Source organism: Bacillus cereus group sp. BfR-BA-01441 (genome assembly GCF_022663075.1).
Lineage (GTDB): Bacteria > Bacillota > Bacilli > Bacillales > Bacillaceae_G > Bacillus_A > Bacillus_A cereus.
On the sequence record NZ_JAKUEU010000001.1, the window covers coordinates 25,542 to 51,351 of the forward strand.

The following is a 25,810-nucleotide window of genomic DNA, read 5'->3' on the forward strand; positions in this document are numbered from 1 at the left end:
TTCAGTTTTAATTATATTAAAATAATTTCATTCAAATCTTCTTTACAGGTTCTGTTTTATCCCTTACCTATTCCCTACTATGATTGTGTAATTTTATTAGAAACTAATAATTTTTCAATGCACTTCGGTAACATATCTAATAGCGTTTCAAATGCGTAGTTTACATCTAGACGTTCTGTCCATTGATGTGCATCTTTTCCTACCGGCCCCATATTTAATACTGGAACATCAAACTCTTCTAATTCCTGAAGCGGAATTGAATAACCTTTATCCCATAATGGCATATTGTCTACAAGCGAACTCATTGAATCCAGTGGATACTGCAAGCCTACATAACTTAAATCTGAAATCCCCCCAAAATAATTTTGGTTTTCAAATGTAATTTTATGATTGTAGTGTGCATACTTTTCCATTTCTACAACTACCTCTTTTATTAAAGGATTGTTGCGTGAACTCACAGCTGGATAGTACGGCGGAGCGAAGAAAAGTACAATCATCGGTGCCTTTTCTTTACATAAAATCGCTAATTTATCTACTAAATCAATGGTTACCGCACGATCATCTTTATCTCCTCTATTTTTTATAATATTAGATTGAATATGATTTATTTTTTCTCGTCCATGTTGCTCAATTGCATATGTGATAAGCTCTTCATAAGTTAATACATTTACTTTGAGATTAGGTGGTATAAATGGATTATATTTAGAAAAACGATATGCATGTTTTTCATACGACTCTTCTATTTTCTCTGCTACTTTCGTTACTTTTTGACGTAACAATGAAACTACATCTGTCATTGATTTTTCTAATAAAAACAAATTAAATAATGTAACTGCACGATGCGGAATTTGTACAGAATAATCCTCTTTTAAGTCCCTTTGAAGTAAGTTAGTTGGCGGAGGACTCGCTTCCCCTTCTACAATATCACAAAGGTCTGTGTTTAACTCTAATTCTGCTGTTATTAATGAAGCCATATAACTCCCATTTAACCCTGCAAAAGGTTCACCTACATGTGTCTCTTTTCCGTAGCAAAGAAAACCAGGTAACACTTTACCAATAGAGCCAGTGTAAATATACTTATTTTGGTCACCAGGATGTCTTGAAAACATAGGCTCTGAGTTTAGTACCGTTTTATACTCTAAATCATGTTCTCTTGCTAACTCTAGTAATCTTGGAACAGCAGCTCTCATCCCTACAGAGTTTACTTCTTCATCTGGTACAGCCAATAAAAGAACATTCCCATCAAATCTTTCTTCGCAAGCTTGCTCAATCATTGCCATTTGTAATGCGAGGCCGCATTTCATATCCATTGTTCCTCTACCAAACAGCCATTCTCCATGTTCTATATCTTCACGTACATGGTCTGGAAGTTCATCTTTATGAGAATAAAACATAGATGTTAACTTTTTAGGATTAAATGCATCTTCTTTCCACATTCCGTAATCTTGTACATCTACAACATCAAAGTGACTTACTAGAATTACAGTATTTTTTGTACTATCGCTTTTCTTTACTAGTGCTGTAACAAAATATCGTCCGTCCCCTGTCGGATTTTTTTGCAAATGGTGCGGGTTTTGTTTGAAATACTGTAAGTCAGATAATTGTTCCACAACAAAGTCTGGCAATATTACTTCAGCTTCTGAACCGGTAATACTAGGAATTTCAACAAGACTGCTTAATAATTGAACCAATTGTTCTTTTGATTGCCACTTTGACATATAAATCCCCCTATTTTCCGCATTATGAAAACTAATTCCAGTATATGAATAAAAAATGACGACAGCTATCAAAATTATAGTTCTGATGTACTGCCGATTTTTATTGATATTTCATGAGCCGCTTGTTTTACCTTGCTAATAAGAAAAGATAGTCGATCATCATTAATACGATGACTAATTAACCCAACACTTAATGCTCCTACTACTTTATGATTAAATCCGATAATAGGTGCAGCTACTGAAGCTGTCCCTTCTGTTTTTTCACCATAACTGACAGCATATCCTTCATTTTTTATTTGCTTTATTTGATTAAGAAGAATTTGCTTTTGTTCTGGTAATGAAGGAAGTAAATGCTCTACAATATGTTCCATTTCATTCGTTTTCATATTGGCAAGCATCGTTTTATTTGCAGCACCAATTGAAAGTGGAATTTGTTCTCCTAGATTATCGATAACTCGAATTTTTAAAGGACTATCAATTCTTTCAATGATAATAGAATGTGTTCCGTTTGGAATATTCAAATAGACACTTTCTTCCACTTCAGAAGCCAAACGTTTCATCACTTCTCTTGCAACAGATCTATAGTCTACCTTCTCCAATTGACGCAACCCTATTTCCATCCACATTGGTCCAATTTTGTACTGTTTTGTCTCTGTAATTTGTGTAACTAACCCATGCTCCATTAGAGAGTTAAGTAATCTATGTACTGTACTAACCGGGAGATGTGTTCCATCAGCTATATCAGAAATAGCCCAATACTCTTTTTCATTTGTAGAATTCAATAATTTAATAATACTTATCGCTCGATCAATGGACTGTACCATAACTCGCCTCAACTTTACTCGTAATATGTTAGTACGCTTAATTAACTATCAATTTAGCAAACATTCGAAATGAAATCAATCTATTTATTTAATTTTCTAACAATAAAAACATATCACTAACAACGAATTGAAAACGCAAACAAAAAAATATTGACTTTTCTTTTTAATTATCTGAAAATTATAACAAGATTTCACATCACGGAATACATTCCATAATACGGAAAAACATCAAACGTTATTCTATCAACTACGAAAGTGAGGAAAACAATGGCGCAAGTAAGCAATACAAACAATGAATTAAAACGTACGATGAAAAGTAGACACTTATTCATGATTGCACTCGGTGGTGTGATTGGAACCGGGTTATTTAACGGATCTGGCTTTATTATAAGTCAGGCTGGACCTGGTGGATCCGTACTTGCCTTTATTGCTGGTGGATTATTAATGTATTTCGTTATGCTATGTCTTGGTGAACTTGCTGTAGCCATGCCTGTTTCAGGTTCTTTTCAGGAATATGCTACTAAATTCATCAATCCTGCAACTGGCTTTACAATCGGATGGTTGTATTGGTTAAGCTGGGCGAATACGACCGGTCTTGAATTTACAACTGCCGGTATTACAATGCAGCGCTGGTTTCCTGATATTCCTGTTTGGGTTTGGTGTTTAATATTTGGCGTTACCATCTTCACTATTAACGCATTATCTGCTCGTAGTTATGCAGAAACAGAATTTTGGTTTTCAAGTATAAAAGTATCTGCCATTATAGCTTTTATAATTCTTGGTGGCGCCGCTATGTTCGGTTTTATTGATTTAAAAGGCGATGAACCAGCTCCACTTCTTTCAAATTTCGTAAATCATGGTGGTTTATTTCCGAATGGACTTGCAGCTATTCTATTAACAATGGTTACAGTCAATTATTCCTTCCAAGGTACAGAGCTTGTCGGAATCGCAGCAGGTGAAAGTGAAGATCCAGCAAAAACTTTACCTCGTTCTATTAGAAATATTATATGGCGCACAATGTTTTTCTTCGTCTTAGCAATCTTTGTTCTTGTTGCTTTAATTCCTTGGGAAGAAGCTGGATTAACAAAGAGTCCATTCGTTGCTGTTTTTGATAATATCGGTATTCCATATGCAGCTGATATTATGAACTTTGTTATTCTTACTGCTGTTCTTTCTGTCGCAAACTCAGGACTATACGCTGCTACTCGAATGCTTTGGTCTTTATCAAAAAACGAAATGGCTCCAGCATTTTTAAAGAAATTATCATCACGTGGGATTCCTCTCAACGCTTTAATCATGACAATAGCTATTTCTGCTTTTTCTCTTTTGACAAGTGTAGTAGCTGCTGAAACTGTTTACTTGTGGCTCATTTCAATTTCTGGAGTCATTACCATTATTGTTTGGATGTCAATTTGTGTTTCTCAATTCTTTTTCCGCAAACATTATTTAGCAGACGGCGGAAAATTAGAAGACTTAAAATTTAAAACGCCACTTTATCCACTCGTACCAATTCTTGGTTTTGGATTGTATGGCATTATATTAATCAGTCTTATTTTTATCCCAGAACAACGACTTGGAATCTATTGCACTGTCCCATTTATCATCTTTTGCTACACTTACTATCACTTTAAAGTTAAGAAAAGAAATTCTACTAACACTCATAGTGAAACTAAAATTAGCGAGACTTCGTAATATTTGACTATACATAAAAGACCACACATAGCGTTTCACTTCATGTGTGGTCTTTTTTCATTATTTTAATATGATTTCATCTGAATTTAATGAATATATCCCCTTTCCTACAAAAGTAGTAGAGTGTTCATTTAAACACTTACTACCTCAGTGGGATTTATCACATTCCAATTTCAATATAATAGCAAATAGGTATATCGGATATAGATGTACATTACTAGGCTTATACATATTTCAACTTTAGAATTATATTCACTATTCAATTGGTAGTTACCAATAAAGAAAGGGATGATCATAATGATACAGAACATATACGAAACTCATTTACATGTAAGAAATTTAGAGAAGGCAATAAATTTCTATCAAAACAAGCTAGGATTAACGTTAGCAAGAAAACTCTCCAAAAGAAGAGTGGCTTTCTTTTGGGTCGGAGAAAATAAACAACAAATGCTTGGACTATGGGAAGTACATAACATTGAAGACTTTGAGCCGAGACATTTTGCTTTTGGTGTAAATTTAGAGTTTTTAATGACTTCTAAAGCGTGGTTAGAGGAACATGGAATAGCAGTGATAGGAAGTCAAGGAAAAGGAAATCAAGAGCCAATTGTCCAAAGGTGGATGCCTGCTGCAAGTGTATACTTTCTAGATTGTGATGGAAACAAATTAGAATTCATTTCTATGCTACATGAGAATCCAGATGAATTAGAATATGCGTCCTATTTAAGTGTATGGAATGCGGAACACCAAGAAAAATGAATGGAATTTTCGTTCAAGTCTTTTCTTATTTTTGGATATAATGTTGTACGATCCCCCCTTTTACTATGAATTTGTTAACATAATGCATTTACCATCTTATATTTGTACTTACGTACGAGCAATTCCTAATCTGCTTCAATTACAATTTGAATTATGTAAATTTTCCTCTTATCTGGCATCTACTCTTTAAACACAAACTCCCCTTAAATCGAAAATGATTAAGGGGAGTTTTATATACGATGCAATTATAGTTCAGATTTCACTCGAACAGAAACATTATTTTTAATTATATTTTTGACATCTTTAAAGCTAACAAAATTGTTACTTTTCTCATCCCAAAGACGGAAACGTAGTGATTGTAAGCTTGTAGCAAGCGTAATCGTTGGTACATTTTTTAACGGAAGCGTATTATTGTGTGCCTCTTCTAGTTTATAGTTAGGTACCCTTGGGCTTAAATGGTGAACATGATGGAATCCAATATTACCAGTTAAGAATTGCAAAATTTTAGGAAGCTTATAAAAAGAACTTCCTTCCACTGCCGCTTTCACATATTCCCAATCTTTATCCTCTTCAAAATAAGAATCCTCAAATGTGTGCTGTACGTAAAACAGCCAAATCCCTACTGAACCTGCTATTAAGAATATAGTACCATGTACTAACAGAAACGATTGCCACCCAATTGCCCAGCAAAGTATAGCTACTACAGCAACAATTATAATATTCGTCAAATAAGTATTCATACGTTCTTTCTGCCTTGCACCTTTTCGGTTAAATCTATTTTTAAGCAAGAAAACATAAATCGGACCTAATCCAAACATAACGAATGGATTGCGATATAAGCGATATGCTAAACGAAGTCTAAATGGTGCAGCTACATATTCATCAACTGTAAGCGTCCAAATATCCCCTGTACCCCTCTTATCCAAATTACCACTCGTAGCGTGGTGAATAGAATGTTCATGCCCCCACTGATCAAATGGGAATAATGTTAAAACACCCATACACGTTCCAACTATTCTATTTGCACGTCGACTTTTAAAGAACGAATAATGGGTGCAATCATGAAAAATAATGAAAATTCTTGTCATAAATCCAGCGGCTAACAGTGCTGGAACTAATGTTAACCAATAAGAAACTGACAAACTTTTATAAGCAAGGTACCATAAAATAATAAATGGCACGATTGTGTTGATCAGTTGCCAAACACTTTTTTTAATCGTTGATTTTTCAAAAGGAGCAACTTGTTTTTTTAAATTTTTAGTATTTTCTAAGGTCATTGTTCTAATTCCTTTCCTTTTTGTTGCTAATTCATATTATAGCACACTATTAGTATCAGGTGTTAAAAGTAGCTATAATAAATATTATATACTATGAAAATCTCTTTTTTCTTACTCATTACTTACAAATTACTTACGCCCAAAATAGCTTCTATAATTGGACAGGCGGAGTATTTTATTTATAAAAGAAACTTCGAATTTTTCCAATAAGTACATAAAAAAACAGCAAGTTTTTTCACAAGAAGAAAAAAGCTGCGATAAGTCAGTTTCACCGACTTATCGCAGCTCCTCTTCGTTTTACCTTATTTTATCGATGAAGCCACACTGCACCTGCAGACTTGTCTTCAGCTTGGCCTACCACTTCAAACTTCAGTCCTAGTTTCGGTAACTTACGTCCTGCATCAGGAATAATGCTGTTGATGTATTGCTTAGAATCATCAAATTTTGCCACTCCTGGTAATCCTTTATAATCGAAGATACCGCGAGTTGGTGAATTTACTTTCCATGCTGGCGTTTGATCAAATGAGAATGCCGCATCGGCAATTTGATAACGCGTACTGCTCTTCACAGTAGGTTGTCCGTTTAATGTCCCTACAATTGCCTCTGGATGAGAATCTACAACTCCTAAGAACCCTTCACCTGGATGAACGCCTACCCAGTTATCTGTAAAGCTTTGATCCGCATACCATACAACCATTCCTGTATTAAATACTGGGCCACGTGCATGTTGTAACGCAGTGTCAGAACCAGCGTAATTTCTCCACTCTACATAGTAATTATGTTTTTTCTGTTCAAATCCGTTAGACACAGTAAAGCCTTTTAACGTCATTGCTGGCTGACCTTCTGCATCATCAGAGAAAACAACTTTTCCATCTACAGTTAAGGCTGCATTATCTAACGCAAATCCTTTATAAGCTACTGCAATATCTGTTAAGTACTCAAATTGCAGTTTTACTTTTTTTCCTTTGAATTGGCTTAAATCGTATGATTTATCAACCCATTTACCATCAGTTGTATCCGCGCCGCCTTTTACATCTTTTTCGCCCATTCTATCAATGCGTGTCTTCGTTCCATCTTCTGCAATCGCATATACGTCAAGGAAATCATACTTCGCTTCAAGTTCGTAAAATGCCTTATAATCGAACTTAGCATCCTTTGCATTTGTTAAGTCAAATACTGGCGTCTCAAGTGTTGTATGAATGTCATTTCCTTTTGTACTATAATAGAACTTCTTACCAAACGCCGATTCGATATTTTTTATATCTTTGTCCGGCAAGTTAACACGAACGATTCCAGGTCGTTTAGATTTTGTAGTACTTTGATCTACATATGTCGCAACACCGATGCCTTTGCTAAGTTTGTCATAATCTACTTCAAGGATATTCGCCCAATTCCCCTTCATATTCTTTTGGAAAAACTCTTTATTTTGTGGTGAGAAACTCGTTGGCTCTGTTCCTGCAATTTTTCCAGCCCAGCTACCACCACTCATAATAGACCATGACTCAACAGGTTCACCTTGTCCTGAGTACTTTGTATCATATTCATCTGGTAAGCCTAAATCATGGCCATACTCATGTGCAAACACACCAACCGCTCCGTCTTCAGGCTCGATTGTATAATCGTATGCAGCCATCTTTCCGCCCCAGTTCGAAACAGAAGATTTCGTGCCATCAATTGCATATGGTTTTGAACCGAGTTTTGAACGATGTGACCAAATCGCATCATCTTTCAATTTACCGCCGCCAGCTTCTTGACCAACGCCAGCATGTACAACCATTAAATGATCAATAATTCCATCTGGCTCATTTTTATTTCCATCACCATCTTGATCGTATTGATCAAATTGGTCATAGTCTGCTAAATTGATTCCTTTTGCTACCGCTGCTTTTAATGCTTCTTTCACAAAATCTTTTGGTCCTAAAGGCCCCTTGTTATCATGCCCAGTACCCGCATCAGCACCATAATCTGATGCTTTTCCTGGAACAGTAAGCCATTCTGTTACAGTCCCATCAACTGTATAGCTACCACCAGATTGTTCTTCATAATATTGCTTAAATGTGTTAATCTTCGATCCATCAAATAAAGTGAATGGTTCATCACCAAATAACATTTTTTGATAATGTTCACGATTAAAGTCCTTAGAATACATGTATCCTGGCTCTTGATCAATATTGTTATGCTTAAAATCGCTAAATTCTACAAGTAAAACAAGTACTTTATCTTTTCGAACAGCTCCATTGTATTCTTCTTGCTTCGCTGATGTAGTAGGTACTTTTCCATTTAATTTCCCTGGATTTAATGCTGCACCTTGTCCAGCTACTGGGCCTACTTCAGGCTGCTGTGCCTGTTCATTTTCCTTCATTTTTGCATCTTTTACTTTTTTCATAAAATCAGAAGCTTCTTGCGTAAGACTATCTCCTGTTAAAATTTCTTTCCCAGGGTTTTCCCCTTTCTTTTTCTCAACATATTTTTCGACAGCCTTTGACGTCTCAGCTTGCGATGCAGATTGATCAATTACCCCCCGTTGTTTTAGCGCTTCAGCCAAGCGCTCCTCCGGTATTAAGTGCTCATCTATTGGTAGAGATGATGTTGGTGTCTCAGCATGCGCTGCGTGACCTCCAAAAGCAAACGTACTACTTAGTACTGCTGCTGTTGTTAATACCGCTAATGGTTTTAATTTCTTTTTCTTTTTCAATGTATTTCCTCCCCAGTGTCTGCAAATTATCGTTTTTTGCCGATAACAACATAATATTCGTTATAATACGAATATTCAATCTTTTTCAACAAATAAAATGTTGAGAAATATTTTTTATGAAGGGTGAAATACATACGATAGAAAAACAAACTCACCTATAAATAACAGTGAACTTTTTTAGTAAAAATAAGAATTAAATATTCTCTATACTATTTAATCTATGGGTTACCATATTACTCACTATTCTCATTATTACAAGCTAATAGTGGTTCGTACATCATTATAGCGTGATTCTCTGTTACATATTGATCTTCTATTAACTGTTTCTGTAGATTATATACTTTACGTTGAATCACATTATGTCGTATATAACCGCCCCAGTATGCAGGTTGAATTGAGTGTTCTTTCTCATACACTTCATATTGATAAAGTTGCGGATAGACTGTTCTCCATTCACCAACTAAATGTTCATCTGTCATATAAAGGTGAAGTTGATACGGTTGGTCCGTTTCATTTTTAATTTGTAAATCCAAATAGTTATAGGAACAAGTCGCCCCACTCCCAAACGGTTGAGTTCGCCTAGAATCAGGAAAGACATCAAAGCTATGACGATATCGTTCGGTTACTGTCAGTGGTGTATGTAAAGTCATCCAATATATTAAATTCGAAAGCTGACAAAGACCTCCTCCAATACCTGTTTGAAAAGATCCGTAGTGTAATACCATACCTTCTACATACCCTTTTTTCTTCGTTGGCTTACCTATTAAACGCCAGTAAGAAAATGTTTCTCCCGGTCTAATGACGATATCATTTAGTTTTTTAACAGCAATTTTCAAATTAACAACCTTATTCTGTTGATACCACATATCTACATCTTTGAGCTTACGAAGTAATATCGTTTGGTGCTGAATTGCTGTACAAGGTAGCTTTTCTTGTTGGAACCTTTTTGCATATGTTTTTCCGTCTGCTAACCACTGAATGTACCTCTTTGTAGAGTAATACCACTTCCCTAGCATAATGCGATACTTAGACCGCTGTTTAGGACGTAAGTGCACTATATTCATTTTATTCCCTCTCTCTTTCTTCAACTAAATTCTAATATATTTCTAATTCAATAAACTACAGTTTTCTTAGCTGCATAATAATTTTCGCAAAAAAAATAATAAATTTACTCTAGTGGAGATTTTATTTTGATGATTGCTTTATAATTATATAAAACTGCGCTGAAATACAATAAATTGAAATAAATACATTATAAATATAACGGATAACCTTAAATAAAAAATAATGAAAATTAAAGAAATTCTAAAGTATTAATATATTTTTCGTAAATATTAATTGATAACACATTAGACTTTACTATATGTATAAATTCTCTATTCTACAAAACGAAATTTTTTAATGTAAGAAAAAATATAACTCCCCTTTCACATTTATACAAGTCTCATCTGGAAAACTTTCCAAAACAATCCGAACCCTTATATTTAGAATAAACACAAAAAATTGCCACCAGTTAGCTTAACTGGTTGGCAATTTTTTAACGAGAATGCTTTACAAATAGTTGAATTGCTTCTTCTGGTACATAGCACTTTCCATTACTCTCTACAATAATACTTCTTAATTCATACCCTTTACCATTGATACGAATTATATTTTTGTTACCAAATAATTGTGCTTCTACTTTATTACGTTTTACTACGAGTAACGGGTTTGCTCCTTCGGTTTTGTCGGCTGTTACAGTTGCACCGATTTTCTTAAAGACTTGTTCACTCTCTAAAAATATTTTATTCGTTACTTCTTCTAAGTTAAAGCCCATCGCTTTCGCCATCGTCTTCGCAATGTCTGTATTTTGGATTAAGCCTTCTGGTTTTTGAGGTCCATAAGAATGTAAGAATACATCCTCACCTGTATGTCCTCCTGTCGTAAAGCCGATATTTGCACGATTAGCCAATAATGTAGTAAGAATTCGTCCTACATCCATTTTCTTTTTTGCCGCTTTTAATTTTTCTTTTTCATCATGAGTTAGATTATCCAAACCATATAGTTTAGCTACATCTTCTACATTTGATAAATCAGATTTCAGTTTATTTATAGTTCCTTCAAGTGTCATTTTCGCCTTTTTCAATGGATCAATGTATGCAGAAACCGGTGTAGTATTGTATCCTTTTGTCGTATTCCTATTCCCTATAGAGATGCCGCTGTTACCATGATCAGTTAAAGCGATGAGCATCGTATCCCCATCTTTCTTCGCAAATTGTAACGCCTTTGCTACCGCTTCATCAAATGCCAATATATCACTAATCATCCCAATTGGATCATTAGCATGGGCTGCCCAATCAGGCTTACTACCTTCTATGAATAAAAAGAAGCCATCTTTATCTTTTGATAATGTTTGAATTGCTTTTTCTGTCATTTGAGAAAGTGTTGGTTGTTCTGGGTTTGTTGCTATACGATCCATATCAAACGCAAGAGCATGATGTGAGAAAGAGCCCCAAATTTTATTAGATTTGGAGTTCAATAACGTATCTTTCGTTTCAACGAAATCGTATCCTTTGTCTTGAATCACCTTCACTAAATTTTCACCATCTTTTCGGATTCCATTACTTTGCATAGGTAGCAGCGCTGCTTTTCCCCCGCCTAATACGACATCTATATTTTGATATACTTGCTGCTTCGCAATTACGTCAAATTGCTTGCGATTGACATGGTGAGCCGAGAATCCCGCCGGAGTAGCATGCTGAATTTCAGATGTAGCAACAATTCCAGTTGCACGACCAGTACGTTTTGCACCTTCTAATACGTTTGCGACCGGCCGTAACTTGTCCTCTTCTTTTATTGGCTCTAAGCTAGGCGAACTTACAATAGAAGGTAATACACCTACATATCCTGAATTTGATTTATTTCCAGTTGCTAATGCTGTTGCTGCTGGCGCTGAGTCTGTAATAGCTGATTCCGCCGAAAACGTACGAACTCCTCCTGTTACAATTTGATCTAACGTAAGCGGTGCCCCTTTATACCAGCGAGCCAATGTTGTCGCCGTTGAACTCGTTCCGTCCATAACCATCATAATTATATTTTTAGGCTGATGTTCTACTTTTTTCACCTTAGCTTTGGCCGCATGATAATTCATCATACTTTCCGTACTTAATACGCTTACTATTATAGCTGCCACTAATAGCAACTTTTTCATCTTCACACCATAATTCAACATGATTGTTCCTCCATAAACTTTGCATTCATTTTAAATACACACTATTTCCTTTTCCATACCAAAACCTACATATGTTTTATTAGTTCCCAATTCTCATAAAGCTAACAATAGTTACTTTCCCTTTCTTTCCTTTATTAAATATCGGTATGTATCATCTATCTTATAAAAAAGATTTAACATCCTTTTCATTAATTACTTGTTTAACAATAAATCCTCGATCAAAAGAAATAAAAATTTATTGTTAAACAATAAATTTCGTGTTAAATTAATAAGATATTAAATAAATGAGGTGCTTTTTATGAAACAAGGATCCACACTCTTTTTAAAGACCGTTGTGATTCTGATCGGAATCCCCGTTCTTGCTATGTGCATTTTTTTAGTCCCTAAAATAGGAGCTTTCGCTGCAGAATTATATCCAGATATTGCATATATTAAATATCTTGTATTTATCAATTTATATGCAACAGCAATACCTTATTACTTCGCACTGTACCAAACATTTAAGCTTTTAAACTATATTGATAAAAATAACGCATTCTCAGAGTTATCTGTTCAAGCTTTAAAAAATATTAAGTACAGCGCATTGGCAATTAGTGTATTATATGTATTAAGTATGCCACTTTTCTATCTCGTGGCAGAGAGAGATGACGCCCCTGGCATTATTATTATCGGAATGATTATGATTTTTGCTTCAATGGTAATCGCGGTCTTTGCTGCCGTTCTCCAAAGACTATTAAAAGATGCTATAGATATAAAATCAGAAAATGATTTAACGGTCTGAGGTGAATAATATGGCAATTATTATTAATATTGATGTAATGTTAGCGAAAAGAAAAATGAGTGTAACAGAGCTTTCGGAGAAGGTTGGAATTACAATGGCTAACCTTTCTATCTTGAAAAATGGAAAAGCAAAAGCAGTCCGTTTTTCAACTTTAGAAGCAATATGTAAAGCATTAGAATGCCAACCGGGGGATATTTTAGAATATCAACCTGAAGATACCGAGTAAAAAGAGTCCTTCATACGAGAAGGACTCTTTTTATTACACATTACGGCGCAAAACTAATTTGACCAGTAAACAATAGGATAATCGCTATGATCCAAAATATAAAAAATGATGAGGACAGTATTAATGAAAGAATAGCAATCCCCTTCTTCTCTGTTTTTTTCGTCATTGTGATTATTGAAAGCATGATCCCTACACCTGTCAGGGCAATTGTAATATAATCTCCAACTATATTACCTGCATTCGCTATCCTTGTTGGCGTTATAAAAACGAATAGAAAACACAAAATGCCGATGAGTAAAGATACATAGCTTATTATACTGTACTTCTTTTTAGGAACTATTTCAGTTTTCATACTAACCCCCCCCCCTTCTATATAGCTATGAGTTTATATTAGCATGAATAACCATAATTTGGTTATGATAAAAAGCAGATAAAACGGACACTATCACTTTATCTGTCTATTTCTATCTAACAACTAACCTGACTATTTCTTTACTAAAGATATACAATCATTCTTTAATCCACGGCAATTGGTATATAATAGCTCTAAAAAATAAAGACTGTACCTTTAAAATGAAAGATACAGTCTTTATTAATAACTTTTTTTATAAAGAAAACTCTCTATCACTCACTACCTTAAAAAACTCCGAGTAATGTGATAAAGAATAATCCGCTACATCACAATTACCTTGAAACATACATGTTGAAATACCTAATTCTTTTGCAGGTAATAAATCTAATTCTCTATCTCCAATAGCTAAATCAATATTGTATTTTTTATGCAGATGATTATAAGCTAAAGAGTTTGGCTTTCGAGGAAAGCCATCGTCAATTGTAACCATATCTACGAAGTATTTTTCCCAGCCGTAATATTTTAAAATGCCCATAACCCCTTCCCTATGTTTATGGGTCATAATCACATTTTTATTTGCAAATTTCAAAACCTCTTCGACACCTGCAAAAGGTTTCATATCTTTTGGCGTGAATTTCTCCTTCAAAACTTTAATCTTTTCTTCCTGCTCGCATGAAATATTATAATACTGAATTGCATGAGAGTATGATATTTTTAAGTTTTTGTATATTTCTTGTTTTTCTACTGAGTCACCTAATATTTCAGAAAGCATCATTGTATATGCAGGATACGTATCAAATAACGTCCCATCAAAATCCCATAAAATATTCATTCTATTCACCTTCTATTTTCAAATCATTCAATGACTAAATCCGCCCTATCCCTCGGCAATTCCGTTTTTAAGTAATAATCCTCTGCTTTCCAATACCTATTTTCAAACTTTGAAAGGTTTTTCTGCGTTTTTTCACTCTCACGTAGAAACCTTGTCTCTCTTGGACAGTCCAAATAGACCATATAATGAAAAAAATCTCTCCATTCTTTTCGCTGCAGAAAAACTCCTTCAATAACAATTACGCCTACAATAGGAATCTGTACTTTTTCCATTTCACATATATCTGTTTCTTCATGAAAGAAAGGTAATTTCAATTTTGTTTCATGTTGTAGCTTTTGAAAAAATTTCTGCCTTAGCCATTCAATGTCCCATTGTAAATAATAATACTCGTACCATTCTTCATATCCAGTATGATATCGTTTATTACGCTCCACTATGTGATCATCAATATGGAAAATATGAAACGGAATGCCTTCTTGTTTCATATTTTCTTTTAAATTGGCTACGAATGTTGTTTTTCCAGATCGACTTAAACCATCTATCCCTAAAATAAAGCGGTTTTCTTTATGCTTCTTCATAACATTTATAAGCTCATTTGTACTCATTACTTCTTCCACTCTTCTTTTAATAACGAGTATAGAATGGTATCATGAGCGACACCATTTTGAATCATATGTTTTCGAAGTAATCCTTCTTCTTGAAATCCTGCTTTTATTAACAATTTTTGAGAAGCTTTATTTTCTACATATACAACCGCTGCGATTCTTATTAGTTGCAGCATTTCAAATCCGTAAGCTAAAATCGCTTGTAATGCTTCCGATGCATATCCTTGTCCCCAATATGTATCATCTAATTCATAACCAATTTCAGCTCGTTTATGATGATTATTAATTAAATGAAATCCGCACGTTCCGATTAATTGGCCCGTCCCTTTTTTCTCGATTCCCCAGCGAAATACACTGCCCTCTTCATAACGATTTTTAAACGTTTGAATCGTGGTTTTCGCTTGCTCAATATTTTCGAAAGAATCCATTCCGAAATAACGTATAACTGATTCTTTCGAAAAATATTGGAACATCGTTTCTGCATCTAATAGTGTAAGTTCTCTTAAGAATAAACGTTCTGTTTCTAGTTTTGGAAATCCCATCTCTCTTTCTCCCTCTATTCTAATGAACTGCAAATTTCAATATAATTTCCATCTGGATCAGCAATGTAGGCAATTGTTTGCCCCCACGGTTTTACAATCGGTTCAACTAAAATCTTGATTCCTTGTTCTCTATATTGCTCAATCGTTTCTTGTACATTCTCAACAACGAATCCTAATTCGAAATGAGAAAACTTTAATTTACCTTCTGTAAGCGGTAGTCCTGTTAATTCTTTCACATCTTGCCGCGTATTCATCGCTAAAATGGTAGTTCCAGTATTAAATTCAATATATGTGCCGTGCTCTGCTTTTATAGGTAACTGTAAAATATCTTTATAGAACTTTAAACATTCCTCAAACTTTTCTACATATAAAATGATGTACTTCATTTTCAAATTCATTTTACATCCCCCTTTGTATCTATCCCTAAAATTTCGACAAAAGTCTCATAAAAACCTTGTTCCTTGTAGTAATGAGCAAAAAAAAATGAGGCCGATTTCTCGGCCCCCCAGCTTATTGGCATAAAACAGGAGATTTGGTTTGGACATAACCAGTTCGTACTTTTATTATATTTTATTTTTTCTGAATTTTAAATACATTAAACACCTATTTATATTGAGAAAGTTTTTTGCTTGCATAAAATTAAAGATTTTAAGAAATGATACAAATGGAGGTGTATACATATGGAACCAATGCTATGTCCAAGTTGTAAAACGAACCGTACTCGCTTTAATATTCTTGAGCAACAAGTAAAACCAGTCAAAATAAATCCACAAACTGGTCAAGTGGAAGAAGAATACACAAATGAAACGATGAATGCTTTTCATATGGCTTATCAAGGACCTACATACCGTGTCCAATGTGCTGTATGCGGACTTGTTGAAAACCCTGAACAATTTATTAAACCTGCGCAAAATCAGTCTTTCTAATAAAAATATGATTATCCCTTGTAGAAATAGATTTTTCTATAAGGGATTTTTTCGTTTAATACGTTAATTAAAAATGTATTTCTTCCTTATTATATGTTAAATTCCACACCATTTTAGTAATATTTATATAAGGGAGGTGAAACAAATGATTTTAAATAAAAAGATAATGCTTCCATCAACATTTCTACTATTAACTTGTCACATAATCATCTTTTACTTTTGGATTTCCGATTGGAAGAAAATCTCGAGTTCTTACGGTTTAGCTATATGGATACTTTCTACTATTTGTGGTCTTTTACTTTATTTCCTTTATAAAAAACAAAAATCTAATAAAGTGATATTCATTGCTAGTTCGTTATTATTAATTACTTCTTCATTTATGATTTTTTTAGGTATTGTTACTGGTATCATCTTTGTAACTGTTAGTTCTATGCCTTAAATATACAATATTTTATTATATAAAAAATATCCAACAAAACAAGGATATATAGAAATTAAAGAAGATGATTTCCATTCAATATACAACCATCTTCTTTAATAAACCCATTCTTTGTTACAATATTTCATTTTTTAACTTTTTAATCTTCCAATATACATTAATAAATATATATAAATACATACAACCTATAAATCCTATCATGCCTTTAAATATATAAGGAATTCTAGATTCTGATGGTCCAAGAAAACATAAGTAAAGCGCTGGCATTATTGTTACAAACATAATTACAAAAAACTGTAACAACTCAGTAAGTTTTTGTATCCTCGTTTCCTTCTCTGAATATATATCAGGTAACTCATTTTCCTCTTCTACTTCTTTACAAAAGTAATTCCACTTCGCAAAACTCGTTACATGTTTCCAGCCACACATTTCATATATTTGGATATATTCTTTTTGTTTTTCTGTCGAATCTTTATACTCTAATCTAAAGTCTGCTTTATATACTACATCTTTCGGCTCAGTTTTCTTAAACGTATACATTACGTTATACTTTTGTAACGCCCAGCCTTGTTGATGCATTTTACGTAAATACGCTTCTTCTTTTTCTAAGCTCCATACTGCGAAAGGTTTGAATATCTTCTTTGTCTCCATCTCTCATTCACTCCCCTAATATACTATTTCCATTCCTTACAGATCTCTGCAATCTGTTATACTCGAGCTCTAACACTTCTCTCCCAAACGGCGTTAACTCATAGCACTTCTTTCTGTCTGTAGAGGCAACTTCAACAATTAACTTCTCTTTTAGTAATTTCGTCGTATTTCCATATAAAGTACCAGGGCCGAGCTTTACTTCCCCATTTGTCATCTCTTCTACCATTTGCATAATTCCGTAGCCATGCAACGGCTTCACGAGTGACAATAATATGTAATATGTCGCCTCCGTTAATGGAATATATTTTTGCGCCTTCGCATTCATTATAACTACCTCCGATACATCGATATATGATATATCGACTCACGATATATCGTATATCGATATTGTATAATTATATTCCAAAATATGCAAGAGTAATTTAATAATTAAATATCCATTTCTTTGAATTAAAAAATCATACCAATTTTCTGAATAATTTGTTAAAATATAGAAATATTAGCTCTTTTATAATGAAAGGAATGGTACATATGATAAATAAATTGAAAGAAAACATCGGATCTGTGTTTGTTGGTAAAGAAAATGTTATTGATCTACTGCTCGTTTCACTTCTTGCTGATGGACATGTACTACTCGAAGACGTGCCTGGTACTGGGAAAACGTTACTGGCGAAAACCATTTCAAAAAGTATTGGTGGTAGTTTTTCTCGCGTTCAATTTACCCCTGATGTACTTCCAAGTGATGTAACAGGTATTGAATACTTCAACCCAAAAACAAGCGAATTCGAATTAAGAATTGGACCAGTTATGACAAACATTTTGCTAGCAGATGAAATTAACCGTGCAATGCCGAGAACGCAGTCGAGTTTGTTAGAAGCGATGGAAGAACGACAAGTGACGCTGGAGAAGCAGTCAACTCCTCTTCCGAAACCGTTCTTTGTTATTGCGACGCAAAACCCAATTGAATCACAAGGGACTTTCCCTCTTCCAGATGCACAGCTTGATCGCTTTTTAATGACGATTTCAATCGGTCATCCAACTCCTAAAGATGAGTTACAAATGATGCGACGTTTTCGGAACGATTTACCATTAGAAAGTGTCACATCTGTCATCTCATTAGAAGATATTTTAGAAGCTCAAAAACGAGTAAAAGAAATATTTGTTTCGGAACCGTTAGAACATTACATTATTAAACTTGCTCATGCTACAAGAAATCATGATTATATCGCTAACGGTGTAAGCCCACGTGCCACATTAGCTTTAGTACGTGCTGTTCAAGCTTTAGCCTTTTTACGCGGGAGAGAATATTGCACACCAGAAGATATACAATTGTTAGTTCCTTCTGTTTGGAATCACCGTATCGTCTTATCAATGGAAGGTGCCCTGCGTACGACAAAGAATGATATTATGCAAAGTATTTTAAAAGAAGTTGACGTACCTGTGGAGATTGAACAAGCATGAATGGACAGCGTGTTGTAACTGTGCCTTTATTTTTTCAACTCCATATTATTCAACTAACCGTTCCAATCGCATTACTTTTCACATTCTTTTTCCCGCAACGAATGCTTATGTTTCTCTTTTTCTTCTATTATTTATTTGCGATTTTTATTTATAAATATGTCGCTTTCATAGAGAAGAAGTTTCAAATCATAAATGAGAAACAAACTACACGGATTTTTCCTGAGGAATCTGGACAGTTTTTTATTCATTTAAAAAATGGAGCCAGCATACCAATCGTTAATGGTGTTTGTTACTTTCATTTAAATTCGTCCCTTATACCGCATAAAGAGCAAGGCATTGAACAAATATCAAAAACGTTATTCTCTTTCCCATTTTCACAACCTGCACATTCGGCACAAAAATGGGGGTTAACATTAACCGCCACGAAGCGTGGTGTGTTTCAAATTGAACAATTTGAATGTGTATTAAAAGATCCATTTCATCTATTAACTGTACATTTACCTGTTTTTGATAAATTAAGGACTGAAATTATTGTGTATCCTTCTCCTAAAGAAGTAGCAGGTTTGCAAGAACTTCAGCAACTTTTGAATGGATCTTATCGAACGAATTTTTCTTTTTACAATGATGAAACATCTATTATCGGTGTAAAGCGATATGAGCGTGAGTCTTTCCGCTCTATTCATTGGAAGGCATCTGCTAAAATGCAACAATTACAGGCGAAGCAATATGAACCTGTAAAAAATTATAGTTGGACGATTTGTCTTTCTTTAGCTGCCGATCGTGGATTTGGTTGGAAAGATAATGTAGAAGAACTTATTTCATATGCAACATACATTTTCCAGTATGCAACGAAGCACCACATTCCGTTTGAATTGTTTATTAGTGTATTAGCAGAAGGCGGTGCATTACATGTACCGTTAAATGAAGGACAAACACAATATGCAAAAGCTTTAGAAGAATTAGCCCGTATTTCAGATGATAGTACGTTACTTCCGAAACAAGGATTCCTTCATTATGTAAAGAGAAAAAGAGAACGATCGTCTACAATGATATACATTGGTTTACAAAGAAATGAACTCCCTCTTCTCTCGCAGCCAACGTTTCTCATTACTAGTGAAGGGATGGTGGAACCAGTTGAAAACTTGGCTATATCACATTCATGATTTCATTCTGCTCCTTCTGCTTTCATTATTAACAGAAAGAGATGAACTAATTAGTATTGCAATATTTTTAACAACAGGCTATATTGGAGTATTTCTTATTCATAAATTTATGCAGAAAAAAACAACAGGATTTGTAATACTTTTAGTTCTTCAAATCGTTCTTTTCTCTTTATTTTTACCTTTTTCTCTATTTGGCACAATCATGTTACCACTATTTTTCTTTATCGTACATGTGGTCGGACCTGGATATCCAGGTCAAAAATCTTTAGGTGGTATTGTATGGTTTGTCGTTTCAGCTATATTTTATGCACCCTTTCCACCGTTGTGGAAACTATTAATGTTAGCCTTGCATCTTATGATTACATTTTGGTTAACCGGGGCAAATCGCAAACAACAACTATTACGTTTTTCTTCTATCATTACGATTGGCTTAATGAGTATATTAATTGTTCAAGTATTTCCTTTCATTCGACTTATTTTTGGTTTTATAACGGAAGTAGTCGCATTAGGCGTCGGCTATGCTTTAATGCCATTAATTAAAGCAGCGGAATTAAAAGATACTGAAGATGTTTGGGCAAATAAAGGACATCTCTTAAAACCAAAAATTGAAGACGGAAAAAAAATTCCTGATTTTGATCCAATACTCATAAATAGCACTACAATAATAGTCTGTACAGCTATCGCTATTTACGTCGTTTGGAAAATAGTAAAAAAACGAAAACATTTAAGTTTACCAAATATGCACGTCTTCGAATCTACTATCATTACTGATAAAGAAGGAATGATCCAAAATCGTTTTAAAGGAAATAAACCGCCACATAACGAAATTCGGAAGGAAATTTTTAAGCTAGAGAGTAAGTTAACCTCTCCTTTAAATAGAAAACGGGGAGAAACTGTTGAAACTTGGCTAGAAAGAATAAACGATGAAGAAGATGTAAATATTCAAAGTGATATTATTATAGATGCTTATAATACGGTGCGTTATTCAAATGGTGCAAACACTGTACTTCTACATGAATTTAAGGAAGAGATTCATAAGCTTTATGCATATCAAAAAAGTTTGAAGAAACGAAAGAAATAACGTAACAAAAAGACTCCTATATTCATAGGAGTCTTTTTGTACTTCTACGTTGCTTTTTAAATGGAAGCATTCTTCCCTGCTTCAATTTCTAATGACTCTTCATGCCACCAAAGTGTTTCTTCAGGGTCTTCTTTAGCGATTTGGTGTGCTTCTTTTTTCGTTTCTACTGTAGGATATGAACCTTTTAGCGCACGCCCTGAAGTTGTAACGAATAGTACACTAAATACAACTAATCCAATAATACTTACACCTGCTAAATAAAATGCCGGTGCGAGCGGGTTACCAGTTGCATGAACTAAGTATGAACATACGAGCGGTGTTGTTCCACCGAATATCGATACAGAAATATTAAATGAGATCGAAAGTGCTCGATAACGTACATCAGTGAAAAAGAGTGATGGTAATAATGAAGGTAATGTTCCTTCATATACACTTAAGAAGAAACCTAGTACGAAAATACCTGCAAATATAGCTGCAATATGTCCGTTACCTATTAGTAAAAATGCTGGAATTGCAAATACAGTTAAACCAAGTAAACCAATTTGCACAACGCGTTTATTACCAATTTTATCACTTAATTTACCGAAATATAGTGCTAGTGGAATCATAAGTGCCATCGTAATAGAAATAATTAATAAGCCTGTTGTTTCTTCGACTTTAAGTACTTGAGTTAGATAAGAAGGAATATACGAAAGAATCATATAATTTGTAATATTAAAGAAGGCGACAATTACTGTGCTTAATAAGAAGTCTTTTTTGTGATATTTAATAATATCCATGAATGAAAATTGTTCATTGTCTTCAGATTCCTCTTGTGCTTTTTCCATCTCTTCAAAGATTGGAGATTCATCTAGATGACGGCGTAAGTATAAACCGACCAAACCAATTGGTGCAGCTATTAAGAACGGAATACGCCATCCCCAGCTGAGCATTTGCTCATCTGTTAACAATAACGTCAAAATGGTAACAATTACCGATGCAGCAATGTAACCTGAGAGTGTTCCAATTTCAAGACCACTACCGAGTATACCACGCTTTTTATCTGGAGAAGATTCTGCGATATAAACCATTGCTCCTGAATATTCTCCGCCTGTAGAGAAGCCTTGAATCATTCGGGCAACTAAAAGTAGTATTGGTGCCCATACACCAATTTGTTCATAGGTTGGTAGTAATGCGATGAATAATGTAGAAAGTGCCATTAAAATAATAGTAGTACTTAACACGATTTTTCGGCCGTACTTATCTCCTATTCTACCAAAGAATACACCTCCGATTGGTCGAACGAGAAAGGCTGCTGCAAATGTACCGAATGTAAGTACAAGTTGCAATCCACTATTATCAACACCAGAGAAGAATAATTGACTTAAAATTACCGCTAAATACGCGTATAATCCGAAGTCAAACCACTCCATTGCGTTCCCTATACCAGTAGCAATTACTGCTTTCCTGGCTTGTTTAGGATTAACAATATTAACGTCTTGAGGTTCAAAATTTAAATCATTATTTTGTTGCATATAATAAAACAGCTCCTTATTTAATTTAACTTCTTTAAGCACACCTTCTCTTATTGAATAAAATTAATTCGAAGCACTTAAGGAAAAGCAACGTCTCCTTATCTGTTATTATTATTTCACATAATTAATTATTTGTCCAATTAAATGCTCTTTTTATATAAAATTAAACCCTGTTTAACTTGTTATAGAATGACGTTCAGCTTATATAACACATACCTTTACACTACAAATGAAACTTTCATTTATTTATATTTATAACGTTTCTATAATTGCTTCCTTTAACCTAGAAATTAGTAACTTTTACTAAAGATTTGCATATATTTAAAAAGTGAACTCATTAGCTCGAATTTTGTCTTATTACATTCAACTATAGTATTATTATAGATTTAAAGGAGGCTATTTTATGTTGGAAATAATACTTTTACTTGCTACTGTTTCTTTTCTCTTCATTATTTCTGGATTTTTCATTACCTTAAAACAATATAAAGAAATAAAAAATATAAAGACTATATTAACTACAAAAAAAGAAAATGAGAAAACTACATCCCAAAACTCAATCCCTATGCAATTAGACCTTAGCGTTCTCAATAATTTACTCGCGTCTGGAATAAATAAAGGTTCCAATTCAAGTAATGAAAATTCTAAGTCTGATAAAACTAAATAGTGGTTACGTATATAATAAAATATATATCTCCTATTTTATCTAACCTTATTAATAACTACCTCTGATTAAAAAGGAGACTACTTATGTGTAAAAATCCGATTTCTATTATTATTCGTATACAGCATAACATAAAAGTTTTACCTGAAATTTTGAAAGCCTGTGAACAACTACACCCTTTAGAAATCATCCTTACTATTAACGGATATATCGATGATTCCATTGATATTGCACAATCTTACAATTGTAAAATTATCACATTAGAAGAACCGTCAGAATTAAATAATTGTTATGTAATTGGTGCCACAAAAGCAAAGGGTAAGTACCTCTTATTTTTAGATGCAAATTACATTATCCAATCTTCCTTACTTACACAATTTCTTCAACCATTACTAGACGAATCAGCTGACATAGTATTAAACAATTTAGATGACTTTTTTTATCAAAAGCAAAAGCCAACTATAGAAATGATTTGGCAGCAGGTTACGAATCATTTTTTTCATCGTCCAGATTTACATGTTAACTCACTATTATTTCCTCCCTATGCAATAACAAAAGAGATTCTTGATGCAATTACTCCAGAAAGTTTATTAAATCCGATATTGGCACAAATGAAAATTATTAAAAATAAATTTCGCATTAGCAATCATTTTAAAATTTCTATACCGCAAATTCCCTCCTTCCCCTCAAAACAACTCATTCGTTATCACCTAGAAGCAATTGAAAATTGGGTAAATATATTACAAAATTCAAGAGGAAACTATACTGATAATAATCGAAGGCGAGATATTATTTTAGAACTTCAAAACGGCGAACAAAGAGCTATACCCAAAATAATTACAGGTAAAAAGTTTTATTCAAATACTTATGGAAATAAACAATTATCCATCATTATCCCTGTTCAAAATGAAGAAAAAACGATAGAATCTATCATTTTTGAGGTGCAGAAATTAAAACCTTTAGAAATCATCATTATTGTTAATGGATCAACAGATAAAACAGAGGAATTGGCGAAGAATTGCGGTGCAACAGTTATTACTTACAAAGAAGCACTCGGCATTGATACCGGACGTGCCGTTGGTGCATATTTTGCAAAAGGTGATATATTATTATTTATTGATGGTGATTTCTTAATTCCTAGTTCTGATTTATTACCATTTGTACAATCTGTTCAAAATGGAACCGATTTAGCTTTAAATAAATTAGAGCACTACTACATGTATCGTGTTCCTTATACTATCGTAACTGCATGTAAGCATGTTGTTAATTTAGCATGTAATCGAAAAGATTTAGGTATGGGCTCCACAACTGCTGTCCCTCATGCTTTTAGTCGAAAATGCATTGATACAATTGGGTTTGATTCTCTTCTTTCACCAACCTTAAGTCAAGTTAAAACAATTTTAGCAGGATTGCATGTACAAAATGTTCATTCTATCGACGTTGACAAGATAAATCGAGTTCGACCAGAAAAACACTTCTCGCAGGAAGGCTACCTTTCATTAGCAACGCAACAAATCATTGGTGATCATATAGAAGCAATTTCTTACCTCATCGAACAAAAAAGAAACACTGAATGCTTTTAATTGTATATTCTTACCACCAAATAATATATGAATTCATTTTAAATATATAGCAAAATAAAAAAGATGGTTGTAACCATCTTTTTTATTTTTACATTAGATCAAAAGAAAAGTAGCAGGCAGGCTTTTCATTTCTGTATCTTTCTTAAGAAGTTTGAAAATAGAGGCTTGTTAATGAAGAGTCAACACTTAAATCATCTTTTAGTGCAATTGAGAAACATGCAACTAATGGTAAAGTAATAACAATTGATCCACTAGGACTAATTACAATAGTAGGACTTGTCCCACATGTGCCTCCACAATCGACTACTGCATCAATTCCACTACCAGGGGTAATTGTAATTTTAAGACACACATCTAAACAAACATTATTCGTAGTACATGCCATAACTCTCCCTCCTTTCTTTTAACAATATATGCAGTTAATTAAATTCGGACACGACTCTCTTACTAAGTCTTATAAATTAGATGTTATTTTATTATTAACTGCATAGAAAATTAACGTTTTATTAAACTATCTAAATCAACTAAAAAACTCAAATCATCCTTTACTGAAATAGAAACACATGCAATAAACGGTATTACATTAAAATTAGATAAACATTCATCATTGCACCTTACGAATATTTCTGCCCCACCATTTGGATTGACTTTAGTTTCTAAAGAAATATGAAAACAACTTTTATTGATGCAAGACAAGATATTCCCTCCTTTCTTATATCTAATATCAATTTATCCAAAAATAAAAATACCGTTACAACTTTATTTACTCTTTACCTTCCATACTTAAAATAAAAAAGATAAAAGCTTCTTCATATATATA

General features: G+C 33.7%; 27 protein-coding genes. 11 read left to right on the plus strand and 16 right to left on the minus strand.

The window, feature by feature from the left end; translation table 11 throughout:
- Positions 1-77 precede the first annotated feature (77 nt).
- Both MR107_RS00135 and MR107_RS00140 read right to left on the minus strand, forming a co-directional pair.
- The gene (locus MR107_RS00135) at positions 78-1,718 is read right to left on the minus strand and encodes a M20/M25/M40 family metallo-hydrolase (protein ID WP_000049571.1); all 1,641 of its coding nucleotides are present in this window, start codon (positions 1,716-1,718) and stop codon (positions 78-80) included.
- A gap of 74 nt (positions 1,719-1,792) precedes the next feature.
- The gene (locus MR107_RS00140; protein WP_242291970.1) at positions 1,793-2,542 is read right to left on the minus strand and encodes an IclR family transcriptional regulator; all 750 of its coding nucleotides are present in this window, start codon (positions 2,540-2,542) and stop codon (positions 1,793-1,795) included.
- A gap of 267 nt (positions 2,543-2,809) precedes the next feature.
- On the opposite strand from MR107_RS00140, the gene MR107_RS00145 reads away from it, so the two are divergent.
- Both MR107_RS00145 and MR107_RS00150 read left to right on the plus strand, forming a co-directional pair.
- On the plus strand, positions 2,810-4,234 hold the full coding sequence (locus tag MR107_RS00145; protein ID WP_000079991.1) for an amino acid permease: 1,425 nt from the start codon (positions 2,810-2,812) through the stop codon (positions 4,232-4,234).
- 297 nt (positions 4,235-4,531) lie between these two features.
- The gene (locus tag MR107_RS00150; protein ID WP_060852533.1) at positions 4,532-4,990 is read left to right on the plus strand and encodes a VOC family protein; all 459 of its coding nucleotides are present in this window, start codon (positions 4,532-4,534) and stop codon (positions 4,988-4,990) included.
- A 245-nt stretch (positions 4,991-5,235) separates the two neighbouring features.
- Here the strand turns inward: MR107_RS00150 and desA are convergent, their stop codons facing one another.
- From desA to MR107_RS00170, 4 genes are all read right to left on the minus strand, one after another.
- On the minus strand, positions 5,236-6,267 hold the full coding sequence (desA, locus tag MR107_RS00155; RefSeq protein ID WP_000171504.1) for a Delta(5) desaturase DesA: 1,032 nt from the start codon (positions 6,265-6,267) through the stop codon (positions 5,236-5,238).
- A gap of 307 nt (positions 6,268-6,574) precedes the next feature.
- Entirely contained in the window at positions 6,575-8,962 is a 2,388-nt protein-coding gene (locus MR107_RS00160) for an immune inhibitor A domain-containing protein (protein ID WP_000727440.1), read from the minus strand.
- 233 nt (positions 8,963-9,195) lie between these two features.
- Entirely contained in the window at positions 9,196-10,026 is an 831-nt protein-coding gene (locus MR107_RS00165; RefSeq protein ID WP_001028241.1) for a VanW family protein, read from the minus strand.
- A gap of 473 nt (positions 10,027-10,499) precedes the next feature.
- The gene (locus MR107_RS00170) at positions 10,500-12,173 is read right to left on the minus strand and encodes an alkaline phosphatase (protein WP_242291971.1); all 1,674 of its coding nucleotides are present in this window, start codon (positions 12,171-12,173) and stop codon (positions 10,500-10,502) included.
- A 298-nt stretch (positions 12,174-12,471) separates the two neighbouring features.
- On the opposite strand from MR107_RS00170, the gene MR107_RS00175 reads away from it, so the two are divergent.
- Positions 12,472-12,954: a DUF2975 domain-containing protein gene (locus MR107_RS00175; RefSeq protein ID WP_016122723.1), complete on the plus strand. Its 483-nt coding sequence runs from the start codon at positions 12,472-12,474 to the stop codon at positions 12,952-12,954.
- A gap of 10 nt (positions 12,955-12,964) precedes the next feature.
- Complete coding sequence (locus MR107_RS00180; RefSeq protein ID WP_000974619.1) at positions 12,965-13,180, plus strand: helix-turn-helix domain-containing protein; 216 nt, start codon at positions 12,965-12,967, stop codon at positions 13,178-13,180.
- A 40-nt stretch (positions 13,181-13,220) separates the two neighbouring features.
- On the opposite strand, the gene MR107_RS00185 is transcribed toward MR107_RS00180, so the two are convergent.
- From MR107_RS00185 to MR107_RS00205, 5 genes are all read right to left on the minus strand, one after another.
- Entirely contained in the window at positions 13,221-13,532 is a 312-nt protein-coding gene (locus MR107_RS00185; RefSeq protein ID WP_000845559.1) for a hypothetical protein, read from the minus strand.
- A gap of 253 nt (positions 13,533-13,785) precedes the next feature.
- Positions 13,786-14,364 carry an HAD-IA family hydrolase gene (locus MR107_RS00190; protein WP_001024236.1) on the minus strand — a complete coding sequence of 193 codons (579 nt, stop codon included), beginning with the start codon at positions 14,362-14,364 and terminating at the stop codon, positions 13,786-13,788.
- 23 nt (positions 14,365-14,387) lie between these two features.
- A complete protein-coding gene (locus tag MR107_RS00195; protein ID WP_000106109.1) occupies positions 14,388-14,969 on the minus strand; it encodes a kinase in 582 nt (193 codons plus the stop codon).
- Complete coding sequence (locus MR107_RS00200) at positions 14,969-15,511, minus strand: GNAT family N-acetyltransferase (RefSeq protein WP_033695878.1); 543 nt, start codon at positions 15,509-15,511, stop codon at positions 14,969-14,971. Before MR107_RS00200 ends, MR107_RS00195 begins: the two co-directional genes overlap by 1 nt.
- A 14-nt stretch (positions 15,512-15,525) precedes the next feature.
- Positions 15,526-15,909: a VOC family protein gene (locus MR107_RS00205; protein ID WP_242291972.1), complete on the minus strand. Its 384-nt coding sequence runs from the start codon at positions 15,907-15,909 to the stop codon at positions 15,526-15,528.
- Positions 15,910-16,191: 282 nt separating this feature from the next.
- On the opposite strand from MR107_RS00205, the gene MR107_RS00210 reads away from it, so the two are divergent.
- Together MR107_RS00210 and MR107_RS00215 are read left to right on the plus strand one after the other, a co-directional pair.
- On the plus strand, positions 16,192-16,437 hold the full coding sequence (locus MR107_RS00210) for a hypothetical protein (RefSeq protein WP_000433602.1): 246 nt from the start codon (positions 16,192-16,194) through the stop codon (positions 16,435-16,437).
- A gap of 145 nt (positions 16,438-16,582) precedes the next feature.
- Positions 16,583-16,876 carry a hypothetical protein gene (locus tag MR107_RS00215; RefSeq protein WP_000602672.1) on the plus strand — a complete coding sequence of 98 codons (294 nt, stop codon included), beginning with the start codon at positions 16,583-16,585 and terminating at the stop codon, positions 16,874-16,876.
- A gap of 114 nt (positions 16,877-16,990) precedes the next feature.
- On the opposite strand, the gene MR107_RS00220 is transcribed toward MR107_RS00215, so the two are convergent.
- Complete coding sequence (locus MR107_RS00220; RefSeq protein WP_000448311.1) at positions 16,991-17,527, minus strand: DUF2812 domain-containing protein; 537 nt, start codon at positions 17,525-17,527, stop codon at positions 16,991-16,993.
- Between the two features lie 7 nt (positions 17,528-17,534).
- Positions 17,535-17,852 (minus strand): PadR family transcriptional regulator, encoded by a 318-nt coding sequence (locus MR107_RS00225; protein ID WP_000991882.1) that lies wholly within the window; start codon positions 17,850-17,852, stop codon positions 17,535-17,537.
- A gap of 206 nt (positions 17,853-18,058) precedes the next feature.
- Between MR107_RS00225 and MR107_RS00230 the strand changes: the two genes are divergently transcribed.
- The 3 genes from MR107_RS00230 to MR107_RS00240 are packed head-to-tail and all read left to right on the plus strand — an operon-like array spanning position 18,059 to position 21,232.
- Entirely contained in the window at positions 18,059-18,988 is a 930-nt protein-coding gene (locus MR107_RS00230) for an AAA family ATPase (RefSeq protein ID WP_000608784.1), read from the plus strand.
- Positions 18,985-20,151 carry a DUF58 domain-containing protein gene (locus MR107_RS00235; protein ID WP_001014398.1) on the plus strand — a complete coding sequence of 389 codons (1,167 nt, stop codon included), beginning with the start codon at positions 18,985-18,987 and terminating at the stop codon, positions 20,149-20,151. The genes MR107_RS00230 and MR107_RS00235 overlap by 4 nt, the downstream gene beginning before the upstream one ends.
- On the plus strand, positions 20,123-21,232 hold the full coding sequence (locus MR107_RS00240; protein WP_048656531.1) for a DUF4018 domain-containing protein: 1,110 nt from the start codon (positions 20,123-20,125) through the stop codon (positions 21,230-21,232). The genes MR107_RS00235 and MR107_RS00240 overlap by 29 nt, the downstream gene beginning before the upstream one ends.
- Before the next feature lie 56 nt (positions 21,233-21,288).
- Here MR107_RS00240 and MR107_RS00245 read toward each other — a convergent pair whose 3' ends face one another.
- Positions 21,289-22,746, minus strand: a complete 1,458-nt coding sequence (locus tag MR107_RS00245) for an MFS transporter (protein ID WP_001186926.1) — start codon at positions 22,744-22,746, stop codon at positions 21,289-21,291.
- A 403-nt stretch (positions 22,747-23,149) separates the two neighbouring features.
- Between MR107_RS00245 and MR107_RS00250 the strand changes: the two genes are divergently transcribed.
- Positions 23,150-23,410 carry a hypothetical protein gene (locus tag MR107_RS00250; RefSeq protein WP_048656529.1) on the plus strand — a complete coding sequence of 87 codons (261 nt, stop codon included), beginning with the start codon at positions 23,150-23,152 and terminating at the stop codon, positions 23,408-23,410.
- Between the two features lie 83 nt (positions 23,411-23,493).
- A complete protein-coding gene (locus MR107_RS00255; RefSeq protein WP_086395736.1) occupies positions 23,494-24,990 on the plus strand; it encodes a glycosyltransferase in 1,497 nt (498 codons plus the stop codon).
- A gap of 142 nt (positions 24,991-25,132) precedes the next feature.
- Here MR107_RS00255 and MR107_RS00260 read toward each other — a convergent pair whose 3' ends face one another.
- Together MR107_RS00260 and MR107_RS00265 are read right to left on the minus strand one after the other, a co-directional pair.
- The gene (locus MR107_RS00260; RefSeq protein WP_000752474.1) at positions 25,133-25,375 is read right to left on the minus strand and encodes a hypothetical protein; all 243 of its coding nucleotides are present in this window, start codon (positions 25,373-25,375) and stop codon (positions 25,133-25,135) included.
- A gap of 110 nt (positions 25,376-25,485) precedes the next feature.
- Positions 25,486-25,686 carry a hypothetical protein gene (locus tag MR107_RS00265; protein WP_001277646.1) on the minus strand — a complete coding sequence of 67 codons (201 nt, stop codon included), beginning with the start codon at positions 25,684-25,686 and terminating at the stop codon, positions 25,486-25,488.
- Between the last annotated feature and the right edge of the window lie 124 nt (positions 25,687-25,810).